Origin of the sequence: Lonsdalea iberica (genome assembly GCF_002111585.1) — a bacterium.
Taxonomy (GTDB): domain Bacteria; phylum Pseudomonadota; class Gammaproteobacteria; order Enterobacterales; family Enterobacteriaceae; genus Lonsdalea; species Lonsdalea iberica.
The window spans coordinates 97188-109473 of record NZ_LUTP01000010.1 but is presented as its reverse complement, the minus strand read 5'-3'; the positions used below and the strand labels follow the sequence as shown (position 1 = coordinate 109473).

The following is a 12286-nucleotide window of genomic DNA, read 5'->3' as shown; positions in this document are numbered from 1 at the left end:
CCTGCTCACCGGGGTAGGCATTCTGATCGTCTCCATGTTCGGCTACATCGGCTATTCCGCCCTGCCCCGCATGTTTAATCTCAGCGGGTGGGACGCCTTCCTGCCGCAAACGGCGGGCATGGTGGTGATGTCGCTCCTGCTCTCCATCAAACAACTCGGCAGTACGCTTAAAGAGAAACAGACCTATTGGAGCATGCTGCCCGGCTTGATCTTTGCGGTGGCCGCGCTGGGTTACCTAATCTCCGCACAACGTAACGGGGTCGCGACCGGATTTACGCTGTCGCAGATGAGCGTGATTATCTCGACGCTGGGCGGGATCTTTATCCTGAAGGAACATAAAACCTGCAAGGAGCTGATCCTTACCCTTATCGGTCTGGTGCTGGTTTTGAGCGGCGGGATTATTATCAGCCAGATTTGACGCGGACCGCCGCGCCTGCGACCGCCCCATCGGGATGGCCTGCCTGACGGTCACCAGGACGATGAAGCAAAAAAGAGGGGCCATGCCCCTCAGACGTGCATATTACGGTTCCTGCGTAACGGCCTGTTCACGCTGGCTGCGTGGATAAAAACGCCCTTCCTTCAGAGAGGTTTCAATCTCCTCCAGACTGCGCCCTTTCGTTTCCGGCATTATGAAGTAGATGAAGATGAATCCCAGCAGATTCAGCAACGCGTAGAACCACATGGCGCCGCCAATACCCAGCAGATTGACCATCGACAGCGCGGTGGAGGTGAGCAGCAAGTTTGAGCCCCACAGCGTGGCCGCGTGCAGACTGCTGGCCTTTTCACGGACGCCCAGCGGGTAGACCTCCGATCCCACCAGCCAACCGATGACCTGAATCCCGCCCGAGTTAAAGACCATAAAAGCGAACAGGCAGGCCACAATTAGCCAGCCGTGCTGTCCGCCGTTGGCGTTCAAGCGAAACATCAGCCCCAGCAAGACCAAGCTGATGACCGCGCCGGGGATCATATACAGCGTCAACGTGCGGCGGCCAATACGGTCGACCAACAGCTTGCCGACGATGGTCAGCACCAGATAAATGACCGCCACGCCCAACGCGGAGTGCAGCGCCATAGCCCGGCTGAAACCGGCACCGGTCAGGAAGGTCGGCGTGTAGTAAATCATCATTTCGATGCCGGACAACTGAGTAAACGCGGCAATGCCCAATCCGACGACCAGCGCCGGACGTAGCCACGGCTGCTTCAGATCTTTCCAACTGCCGGTTGACTTGCGTTTAGCCCGTTCATGCACGCGCTGGATGGCCTTGATCTCGCGGCGCACTTCCCGGGCGGTTTCCCGCACCGTATCCAGCGCGACGTGGGCTTCCTTCATGCGTTTTTTACCCACCAGCCAGCGCGGGCTTTCCGGCAGCGGCAGCATGCCGATCAGCAGGACCACCGCGGGGATCGCCGCGACGGCGAACATGACGCGCCAGGACCACAGATCCTGCAGAAACGTCCCGACCAGCGCCGCGGTGAGAATGCCGATCCCAATGGAAATATTGAAGAACGTCACCAGCCGGCCGCGTTTCTCCGGCGGCGCCAGCTCGGCAATATAGACCGGGACAATCTGCGACGCGCCCCCGACGGCAAACCCCAGCACCAGCCGCGCGGCGCCGAGATAATAGGCGTTGGGCGACAGACCGGAGCCAATCACCCCCAGCGCGAAGATAGCGGCGACGATCATGACCGTATACCGCCGCCCCAGTACGCTGGATAACTTACCGCAGGACAAGGCGCCGACGACAGCGCCGACCAGTATGGCGCTGGTGACCAGCTCCTGGGCATGGGAAGAGAGGGAAAAGTCATGGGTGATTTGCAGCAGAGCGCCGGAAATAATTCCGGTGTCGTAGCCATATAAAAATCCCGCGATGGCGGCGATGGCAGTTGCTGTCAATAAAAAGGCATCAGCGCTAAAGAAGCTGTTATTTCCACTATCTAACGTGTCGGATAACTTTTCATTGTCAGCCGGTAATATCACCGGTGGTTTATCGCTATATTTGTCTCCGTCGTCGTGTACATCAGACATAATTTTCCTTTATTTCAAGTGAGTGTTAAACGTGGCATAGGTAATTTTTCGAAAGGTGGTTATTGATTGAATATTCTGACTTATCGTCTAATAACGATATTATCAACCGTGATATACAGCATCTATAGATATAGCATAACAAGTTGAAACTGTCACCCCTGAATAAAAATACACCTGACTGAAAAATTATTTCTCACCAGCGTTTATTTCCCACCAGAGTAATGTGTCATCAAAACCGAACGGGGAATAACAATCACAAGAAATAATGTAATTATCGAATATAAGAAACGGTTATATCAAAAGTAAAAAAATATCATTTACCTTTCCGCCAAATAGCGATAATCAGACAAGAAATAACACCGGGAAATAAAGCGTGATGCCGCAGAGTACAGCGCAACAACTATCGCTAAAAAGAGGCCCTGAGTAACCGGAAGATATGTGAAATAACGTCTGGCGTTCCGGCGTAATGGCAGACCACCCAGAAATGGCGGCCTGCGAAGATGACACCGCGTTACAGAAGGCGGGGAGACGTAACCCCAAAATTGAAACGGTTGCAGTTGCTACACAGAGCTTTCAACGCCTGCGGTCCCTCCATATCCGGCAGCCTGACTTCGATCAGCGTGAGCGACTTAGCCTGCCCGGCGTATTCCAGCGCGGCGTCCCGCTGGGCGCTATTTTCCACCACCGCGCTGACAACGTCGTCTCCGCCTCCCATTGCATGGAGCCGCTCGGTGTAACGCATAGACGGTATCGAGTTGTAGGAGGCGTGTTCCCCCAAGATGTAGCGCTCAATTATGTAGCCGTTGTTGTTGAGCAGAAAAATCACGGGAACCAAGCCGAGACGCATCAACGTCGCCAGCTCCTGACAAATCAAGATGTGCCTTCTAAGTAAAGCGCGCGCCTCTCTTTCTGTAAGACGCCGCAAATGCACCGTTTTCCCCCATCGCGACGGCAATCGAGCCTCTGCACCCTTTCATTTTTTATCTTCGCTGAATAAGCCGCTCTCAACGCGCAGCGGCCTGTCAAATAAGGATATCCTGCTAAGCTAAAAAGTAGCGTCTGCGTCGACCCAAACCGCTACCGTACGGCCGGGAGTTCGCATTGATCTTCCTATTCGCGACCTATCAGAGGTGTTACATATGAGCATATTCAGAACGAAAGACGGTACTCAGCTCTATTACAAGGATTGGGGGAAAGGTAAGCCGCTGTTGTTCAGCCACGGCTGGCCTCTGGATGCCGATATGTGGGACAGCCAACTGCATTTTTTCGCCGAGCACGGCTTCCGCGCCATCGCCTTTGACCGCCGCGGTTTTGGGCGTTCCGACCAGCCGTGGAATGGCTATCACTACGATACGCTGGCCGATGATATCCACGAATTGATAGAACACCTGCAACTGGACGAGATTACGCTGATCGGTTTTTCGATGGGCGGCGGCGACGTTGCCCGCTATATCCAGCGTCACGGCTCACATCGCGTCAAGGCCCTAGCCCTGCTCAGCGCTGTAACCCCCAAGCTGATGAAGTCGGCCGACTATCCGAATGGGGTGGAACAACAGGTCATCGACGGCATCCGTAAAGGGATTATGCAAGACCGCGCGCAGTTTATCAGCGATTTCGCGACGCCGTTTTACGGCCTCAACAAAGGCATGCACGTCTCCGACGGCGTACTGACCCAAACGTTGAACATTGCACTGCTGGCCTCTCTGAAAAGTACGCTCGACTGCGTCACGGCATTCTCTGAAACGGATTTTCGCCCGGATATGCACAGCATCAACGTGCCTGCGCTGGTTATCCACGGCGATGCCGACCAGGTCGTGCCGTTCGAATCTACGGGCAAAGTGGCCGCGGCGATGATCAAAAACGCCCAACTCAAGGTCTATGAAGGTGCGCCACATGCTATTCCCCAAACGCACCGGGATCGGTTGAATCAGGATCTGCTTGAGTTTATTCGGTCGGTGGACTAACCGTCCGGCTTATCCGAGCCTCCGTCTAAGAGGCTCGTTGTCGCATAAATTGAGTGTGGTTAAATATTATAAATACACGATATACAATCGCTTATTTTTTATATTTATCATAATAGTAGATGAACCGAAATTTATGCCCACTCATCATTACTCTCCCATCCAATAAGAATATGTTTCCCTGGTGATGGCAAAGAGGATGCGACTAATAGTTTTACTATAAGCGTATTCAAGGCCTGGTTTTTCTTGCATAAACTCGGAGTACACTACCCCATGCAGGCTGATAATGAAGGGGTAGAAACCGCCCTTGTCTCAAAAAACGATTTATGCTAAAGATTAATATTCGCTTGGATGCGACATAAGATTTATAGAAATCAGGAGCATAACAATAATGAAGTTAAATATTACCGACACCCCCAATCCTCAGGATGAGGAATTCGTCATTCAACGTTTATTGCAACACAATAAAAAATTCCAGGAAGGTGATATTTACCCGTTATTTCTAACTTTCACCAATGATAATAACGACATTATTGCAGGTCTGGTTGCAAGAACCTGGTGGGGAGCGCTGGAAATTAAATTCCTGTGGGTCGACGAACCTTATCGTCATGCCGGTTTAGGCCGCCAAATGATGCAGCAGGCCGAAACGGAGGCGATAAAACGCGGCTGTCATATGGCCTATGTCGATACCTTCAGTTTTCAGGCCAAGGGATTTTACGAGAAGCTCGGATATCAGGAGTACGGCCACCTCGCCGGTTACGCTCACCGTTTCACGCGTCATTATCTCCGTAAGGAGTTTCAGTAAATTATCAGTCGTCTTGAAAGGAGGTCAGGATGCCGCAGGACACAGAAGACATCAGCCGTTATATCGGCGGTCTGATAACCGTGATGGAAGCATTGCACGAACCTTGGGGAATCAAGGATCTGGCATCGCGGCATATTTACATGAACAAAGCCGCCCTGACGTATACCAATACGCCCGCCCAATTTGAGTTCGAAGGAAAACTGGACGCCGAATTCCCCGCCGAATGGGCGGAACTGTCGGAAGACTTTATAGAACACGACCGACGAACAGAGCACAGCCAGAAAAGCGTCGCCGTCATCGAAACGCACTATTGGAATGGCGACACGTTTCTCTCGCCGTTCGTCAGCGAAAAAATTCCTATTTTCGACGTCAAGAAACGCTGTATTGGCACCATGTGGAACGCCAAGCCCCTGACGACGCTCTCCCCTCTGGTTTATATCGATAAAAAGGCGCCCTCCACGCTGATTACCCGCGTCGAAAACAGTTTATTTACGCCCTCGGAACTGGAAATGATTTTTCTGATCCTGCAGGGTTTTTCAGGAAAGGAGATCGCCCGAAAAACCAACCTTGCCTACAAAACTATTGAAAACAGAATATATAACATTTACCAAAAAGCCGACGTGCATTCATTGCATCAATTTAAAGCGTTTTGTTATCACTCGGGATTAGATAAATACATTCCGCCCAGACTGCTGGTGAAAGGCATTCAATATATTTAGCGCGCTAACCACGTCAGACACATTCACCAATCCCCCCCGAGAGATCCCTGTTATCTCGGGGCGCAAGGTGACCTCACGTCCGTTCGACAACCGGGGATCGCGTTGGCTTTCAGCTGGCATTAAAACCAGCCGCGCCTGCAGGAATGGGGCGATTAACCACAAGGACTCAGGAAAATATGGAAAAAATAGATGATTATCCGGTAAGCCGGGTTCCCCACTCGGCAAGACTGCCTTTTTTCAATATCGCGCTGGTGCACATCGGTATGCTCACCGCCCTAGACCAGTTCATGCTCGGCGCCGTGCTGGGGCATTCGATGACGCTGGGTCAGGCCTTTACCGCCATCGCCATCGGCAGCCTCATTTTCGGCATCGTGACCATCGGTCTGGGCTATGCGGGCATGATGGAGGGGCTGTCCGGCAGCCTGCTGGCACGATGGTGCGGATTTGGCCGACTCGGCGCCGTGCTAATGGGCGTGGTGATCGCCATCAGCCTGCTCGGCTGGTTCGGCGTACAGAATGCGGTGTTCGCGCGGGCGCTCAACTTTGCGCTTAACGACAAACTGGGCTTCGCCGGCTCCGCCACACTGTCGGGCGTGGCGCTGACGCTGCTGGTCGCCTTCGGTTTCAAAGCATTGCGCTATACCGCCCGTATCGCCGTCCCGCTGTTTATCGGTATCGTCGCCTACATTTCGACGCAAACGCTGGCGGGGCACTCGTTCTACGCTCTCATAGACTCCATCCCGTCCGAGTCCGTCTCCATCAGCGCCGGGGCCACAATGGTCGTCGGGGGATGTATCGTCGCCAGCCTCATTACGCCGGATATGACCCGCTATTCGCAGAAAGGCCGTCACGTGTTCTGGATGACTATCATGTCGATTATCGTCGGCGAATTCATCGTAAACGGTCTCGCTATCTTAATCGCGAGAGCGCTGAACACGGCAGATGTCGTCACCATTATGTCGCAGATGGCCGGGGGCATCGGGCTGATCGCCGTCGTATTCTCTACGTTGAGAATCAACGATATTAACCTCTACTCCTCATCGCTGGGGCTGGCGAACGCCATTGAAGGGATCACCGGTAAAAAGCTCAGCTATATGTCCATCACACTGGTCATTGGCCTGATCGGCACATTGCTGTCAGTGCTAGGTATTCTGGACCGCTTTGTCGATTTTCTGACGCTGTTGGGCGTGGTGTTCCCGCCAATTATTGGGGTTATGCTGGTGGACTATTACCTGCTGCGCAGCCATAGAACGCTGTTGGACGCCAGCCGCAAAGCGGGTCAGCTACCGGATGCGGCCAATACCCCAGCGATCGGTTGGGCCGCCATCATCGCCAGCATCATCGGCAGCGTCGTAGGCCTGAACGTAGAATGGGGCATTCCCGCCTTCAATTCGCTCGTCGTCGCCAGCGTGCTTTATATCGTACTGAAAAAGACGACGCGTCTGCCTTAAGCGCAATGGCAGACCTGTTCCGCCGACGGCGAAAATAACGTCACGCCGTCGGCAGAACGACAATCTATTCATCTTGAGATAAAAAGCATTTTATTTTACAAGGGCTCGTTGACTTATCGCCCATCTCACAAATTTTTATCTCATCATCTCTGCGGCAAATAACGTTCATTATTCTGTCATGTCGCATCCCTATATTCGCAGCACTTTTAGCACAAACGGCGATTATTAATGTTTTTACGTCATTTTTTATTCATCTCCTTATGCGTATTGTCTTTTCAATCGCAGGCAGTTTCTCTTTTCTGGAAACATGAATTCAGCGATGTCTCCCGTACCCACAGCGATAAATGGGGCATTGAACATCGTTTCAATCAGGGACTCGGGCTGTCCGCGGAGTGGGAAACCTATCCGCGCGAGTCATCGGATGGTTCAGCCGGCAAGGCATTCAATCACTTACGTAAAGATAAAACGGAGTTTGGCATCGATTACGCGTTTGCGGTTTCCCCTTCGGCGACATTAACCCCCGGCTTGACGTCCAGCATTTACGATGAAAAGCAAACCTGGAAACCGTCTTTGAGCGCGGAATGGTTTGTGGTCGATAATATTGTGCTTGTAACACGTTATCGCTACGAAATAACCGATTACGACGATAAGCCGACGAAACATACACACCGTATTGATGCGGGCGCAAAATATAAATTCAGCCACGCGACGCTATCTTATAAATATTCTCGCTATTTTAGCGATCGGCCTATTTTCGCTACACGAGACACCGACTATGAACATCAAGTCGAAATGAAAATTAAATTCCTAACTCACTGGCAATACGTCCTTGAAGTCACCAACGAATCCGTGTCAAAAAGCAGTGATAAACGGCAAACCACCTACGCCACCGGATTTAAATACACGTTTTAATAATAAGGTTCATGATCCGCTATGACTATTTTCAAATGGGGTGCCGCCACGCTGGCATTGATGTCCGCCTTTCCGTCGATGGCCGCGCCCGAGACGCAATTTACGCTGGAACATGTCGTCACGCTGAGCCGCCACGGCGTCCGTCCTCAGACGGGAACCGACACCTTGAACAAAGCGACCGGTAAAACGTGGCCCGAATGGACGGTACCAGACGGTCACCTCTCTGGTCACGGTTACGCCGGAATTATCCATCAGGGTGCCTATCAGATCGCCCGCTGGCGAGCGGCAGGTCTGCCCATCGGCGCGGGCTGTCCGCCGCCGGAACAGGTGTTCGCCTGGTCCAGCCCGTTGCAAAGAACCCGCGCCACGGCGCAAGCGCTCCTCGACGGCATGTTTCCGGGCTGCGGACTCGCGGCGGGCAGCACACGTGAGAAGCGTGATCCGCTGTTTCAAAGCGCGGATATGGGCCTGAGCCAGCCAGACAGAGAGGTCGTCAAACAGCAGGTCACGGCGCAGACGGGCAGCGCAGAGGATCTGAATCAACGCTATCAGCCCGCCATCACGCTGCTGCGCGCGGCGGTCTGCGCCGATACGCCTTCTTCCTGCGAGTTCCTGAACGCGCCGTGGAAGCTGGTGGAAAAAGAGCACGGCGTATCACTCAAAGGCCCGCTGTCTCCGGGGTCGACGATAGGCGAAACTATCCGCCTGCAGTACAGCGAAGGACTGCCGCTGTCCCAGGTGGCTTTCGGCCATGCCCGAAATGCCCGCGAAGTCTCGGCGCTGATGGCGCTGCACGCGGCTAAATACGACCTGGTCAGCGACACTCCGGAGCTGGCGCGACACGGCGGGACGCTGCTGATGTCTCAGCTGGTCGCGGCGCTCACGGCCGGCACCACGGCGTCCGCCCCGGCAAACCCGGGTTTGAAAGCGCCGCTGGCGCTGTTCGTCGGCCATGACACCAATATCGCGCAGATCCAGACCATATTGCAGATGAACTGGCGGTTGGGCGACTATCCGCGCAACGATATCCCGCCGGGGGGCAGCCTGGCGTTCGAGCGCTATCGCGATACCCACAGCGGCGAACGCTACGTGCGGCTGACGTTTAGCGCCATGTCGCTGGACCAGTGGCGCAATCTCAGCCCCTTGACGTCAGAGGCGCCGCCGCTGATCGAGGAGTATCACGACAGCCACTGCCAACAAACGGCCGTCGGCTGGTTCTGCCCGCTGGACCACATCGTCGAGAAAATGACCCGCGCCCAAGTGCCGGACGTGACCTCGCCGCAACCTCTGTTTCACTAGCTCCGGTGCAACGACAACGGGCGCGCCCTGCGTCCGTTGCTGATTGATGCGATCACGCCCCTCGCGGCAACAGCCCCCGACAGACGCGTTATTCGTCCCTCGGCGCCAGCTTACGTCGCAGCTTGGCCAATTGAGTTCGAATGCGGTTACGTTTCAGATCGGACAGGTTGTCGATCAACGACAATCCGTCGAGATGATCGATTTCATGCTGGAGGCATACCGCCAGCGCCCCACCCGCGTCCAACGACTGTTGATTGCCGCCCTGATCGGTATACGCCACGCGCACGCGCTTGGCCCGCACCGCCGGCAAGGGATGCTGCGGGATAGAGGAACACAGTTCAAGATGCGAGGTCGTTTCCTCAGAGCGTTCCACCACCTCCGGGTTGATCAGCGCCAAACGCTGACGCACGCCGTGTTCATCATCCATATCGATCACCACGATGCGCTGCGGGATCCCTAACTGAATCGCGGCCAGCCCTGAATCGTTCATCCTCTCGACCAGGGCGAACATCCGTTCCACCAGCGCGTTGACGGAGTCATCGACGACGTCGACGTGCCGGGATACCGTTTTCATGCGCGGATCGTCAATCCACGCCAGTTCATTTGCAGACATGGTTCTCTCCGTTCGTTGCCGCTTCATCCTGCAAGAGAAGCAGTTGGCGACGCAGTCCCGCGTCGTGAGCATAAATATAGAGTCCATCGATCGCGCGGGTCATCAGCACGTTGATGGCATTGAGCATGATACGAACTTTCACCGTCTCGGCGTCGTCGAGACGCCCAGCGCCCTGAAACGCCGCGCCGTCCTCATAACGAGACGGATCGATAACGATTTCACGACGTTCTGCATCCCAGGATACCGATGGCCCCAGGATCAGCCCGACGTAGTTGAGATCAAAGCCCTGTACCGTGTATACCGAGCCGACTTCGTCGATAGTGTCTTCCCGCTCCGCCCACGGCAGGCGCTCGTTCGGCTTCGAGCGATCCCAGCGTAGCCGGAAGGCGCCCTCTTCAATAAAGTGATCCTGACCGTCCAACCGATAGGGGTAATCATAGGTCGACAGCATCCGCGACAGTCCGCTGTCGGCGTTACGCCGGCGGATCGCTGTATACATAGCCTGAGCATCGTCGAAGATCTTCAGCTCAAACATTGGCTCGCCGGGCGCCGCTACCGGCAAGGGCATCAGTTGTCGACGACAGAAGTGGTTAATCCAATGCTGCACCGACGTGGCCGCCTTCATTCGGAACTGATGCCGCAATAGATGCACTTCATGCGGGCCGCGGGCGATCAGTCGCTCAAGATCGCCTTCTCGCCACAGGCTTTTGGATTTCAGCACCTGCTGCTCATCGAAAATCAGCACCACACAGCGAGCGAGGCGCAAAATCTCTTCCAGATGATTGTCCTGAAAAAAATGGTTGTAGCGATCGCTGCGCGTCAGCAGCAAGTGGGCCTCGTCCACCAGCACGATATCCACCTTGGCTTCCCGTTTGCGCATGCGGTTAATGAACGTCGTCGGGCGCTCATAGTCTTTTTTACGGAGTGCGACCTGTGCGTCCGACGCGTTTTTGTAGGCTTTGAGCATTTCGGGATGGTTGACGAGCAACACGTTTTCGCTGCCGTACAGCGGATGATCCTTCCGTTGACGCGCGTCACGCTGTAAATCGGCGAACAGCGCATGCAGGAAGACGCTTTTGCCGGTGCCCGCCGGCCCCTGGATCACTAAACACGCCTGATCGGCATGACGATGCTGGCACAGAAAGGCTTCTACGCGCTGTTTGAGCGCCAACTGCTCATCCGACAGCGTTTTTTCTGGCGAGAGCTTGAAACTCGCCTGGTTCATCTGGGACATGGCATTGGATTATCTGAGAGTGAGTCAGCTCTTCCACCGCGCGAAATGCGGCAGAGGAACGCCCGTCGCCGACGTTGCCTTGCTTCCTAAAGAAGCCAAGTTCTGCCGCCGTTGACGCCTAATGAAAACATGCGACTTCCAGGGTGACAACCTTGAATACGCCCTTACCCCGCGCTCACTCCTGCCGTTTACCGGAGGTTGCACTCAACAGCCGTTGTTAAGCGCATCGCCAATCATGTTCGCTGGCAAGGTGGAGGAGAACAGCATAAGGGCAAACAGAAACAGAAGCAGCCCTGACGCCGCCAGCAGCCAAGGACGCAGCGTGCCGAACATCGGATGGCGCGCACGTTGGAACAAAGACGATGCCCGGTCGCGCGAGTGGATCACCCACGTTGCCAGCGCGCAGATTGCCAACGCCGTTCCCAACGCCATCGCCATGACGGCGGCAGCGCCCCAGTTGAAGCAGCCGACCGCGTTGGCGAACGCCAGGATCATTATCGCGCCGGTGCAAGGTCGAATGCCGATAGCTGCAATCATCGCCAGCGCGGACGACAGGTCGCGTGGCACGGCCACCGGGTTAACGGCATGGTGTCCACAGCAGGCCGCGGGTTCGACAACCTTGTTCGCAAGAGGCCGCACCAATACCGCCGACGTACCGGCGACCACCGGCGTACAACGGCGGATAGCCGGACGGGCTCGTCCCGCGCGTACGGCTCTGGCAATTAACACGACGGCGAACGCCCCGATGTAGAGCGCACTGATTTTTTCCATATACCAGCGGCTTAGGCTCAAATCGCCCATCGAGACGTTCAGGAAAACCACCAGCAGATAGACGAACAGAATTGCCGTAAGGCCCTGCGTCATCGCCCCCAGAAAGGCGAGGATTCTGGCGGAAGAGGCCGTCTCATGGGAGACGCTGAGGTAGGTCGTGATGATGAATTTGCCATGGCCGGGGCCGATGGCGTGCAATACGCCGTAGATGAAACTGGCGGCCAGCAGCAATACGCCGTAGCCCACGTGTTGGTTCCCAAGCTGGAGCAGATAACCCACCAGATAGCGATGAAGATAGATTTGTATTGCCAACATCGCGGAAAGAAAATTGGACCAATAACTCACGATCGTCGCGATCACCGCAATAAACAAAATGGCAGCGATACCGCACATCACCCGCTGTTTTCCTGACATCCTTATCAGCCTCCGCCTGAGTTTTTCCCGACGGGATCATAGGCCGATCGCTGCAAGAAATCACGTCGGAGGCAAAAAGGC

General features: G+C 54.9%; 12 protein-coding genes. 7 read left to right on the top strand and 5 right to left on the bottom strand.

Translation table 11 applies throughout. The annotated features are described in order from the left end of the window. A partial coding sequence (locus tag AU511_RS05930) for a GRP family sugar transporter (protein ID WP_240503774.1) occupies positions 1-418 on the top strand: 418 nt, incomplete at its 5' end. A 102-nt stretch (positions 419-520) separates the two neighbouring features. Here the strand turns inward: AU511_RS05930 and AU511_RS05925 are convergent. Together AU511_RS05925 and AU511_RS05920 are read right to left on the bottom strand one after the other, a co-directional pair. After that, on the bottom strand, positions 521-2026 hold the full coding sequence (locus tag AU511_RS05925; protein WP_094109093.1) for a sugar porter family MFS transporter: 1506 nt from the start codon (positions 2024-2026) through the stop codon (positions 521-523). 511 nt (positions 2027-2537) lie between these two features. Beyond that, positions 2538-2900, bottom strand: a complete 363-nt coding sequence (locus AU511_RS05920; RefSeq protein WP_139823886.1) for a thiamine pyrophosphate-dependent enzyme — start codon at positions 2898-2900, stop codon at positions 2538-2540. Between the two features lie 265 nt (positions 2901-3165). On the opposite strand from AU511_RS05920, the gene AU511_RS05915 reads away from it, so the two are divergent. The 6 genes from AU511_RS05915 (at position 3166) to AU511_RS05890 (ending at position 9173) form a co-directional block, all read left to right on the top strand. Next, positions 3166-3990 (top strand): alpha/beta fold hydrolase, encoded by an 825-nt coding sequence (locus tag AU511_RS05915; protein ID WP_094100215.1) that lies wholly within the window; start codon positions 3166-3168, stop codon positions 3988-3990. A 388-nt stretch (positions 3991-4378) separates the two neighbouring features. Then, positions 4379-4792, top strand: coding sequence for a GNAT family N-acetyltransferase (locus AU511_RS05910; protein ID WP_094100216.1), 414 nt, complete (start codon positions 4379-4381; stop codon positions 4790-4792). 29 nt (positions 4793-4821) lie between these two features. After that, a complete protein-coding gene (locus AU511_RS05905) occupies positions 4822-5511 on the top strand; it encodes a helix-turn-helix transcriptional regulator (RefSeq protein WP_094109092.1) in 690 nt (229 codons plus the stop codon). Between the two features lie 176 nt (positions 5512-5687). Further along, complete coding sequence (locus AU511_RS05900; RefSeq protein WP_094100218.1) at positions 5688-6962, top strand: cytosine permease; 1275 nt, start codon at positions 5688-5690, stop codon at positions 6960-6962. A 228-nt stretch (positions 6963-7190) separates the two neighbouring features. Next, positions 7191-7874, top strand: coding sequence for an oligogalacturonate-specific porin KdgM family protein (locus AU511_RS05895; RefSeq protein ID WP_094109091.1), 684 nt, complete (start codon positions 7191-7193; stop codon positions 7872-7874). Positions 7875-7895: 21 nt separating this feature from the next. Further along, positions 7896-9173: a histidine-type phosphatase gene (locus AU511_RS05890; RefSeq protein WP_094109090.1), complete on the top strand. Its 1278-nt coding sequence runs from the start codon at positions 7896-7898 to the stop codon at positions 9171-9173. Positions 9174-9261: 88 nt separating this feature from the next. On the opposite strand, the gene def is transcribed toward AU511_RS05890, so the two are convergent. From def to AU511_RS05875, 3 genes are all read right to left on the bottom strand, one after another. After that, positions 9262-9786 carry a peptide deformylase gene (gene def, locus AU511_RS05885; RefSeq protein ID WP_167372004.1) on the bottom strand — a complete coding sequence of 175 codons (525 nt, stop codon included), beginning with the start codon at positions 9784-9786 and terminating at the stop codon, positions 9262-9264. Continuing rightward, entirely contained in the window at positions 9773-11020 is a 1248-nt protein-coding gene (locus AU511_RS05880; protein WP_094109088.1) for a DUF2075 domain-containing protein, read from the bottom strand. The genes def and AU511_RS05880 overlap by 14 nt, the downstream gene beginning before the upstream one ends. Before the next feature lie 204 nt (positions 11021-11224). After that, on the bottom strand, positions 11225-12205 hold the full coding sequence (locus tag AU511_RS05875; RefSeq protein WP_094109087.1) for a nickel/cobalt transporter: 981 nt from the start codon (positions 12203-12205) through the stop codon (positions 11225-11227). Positions 12206-12286: the final 81 nt, after the last annotated feature.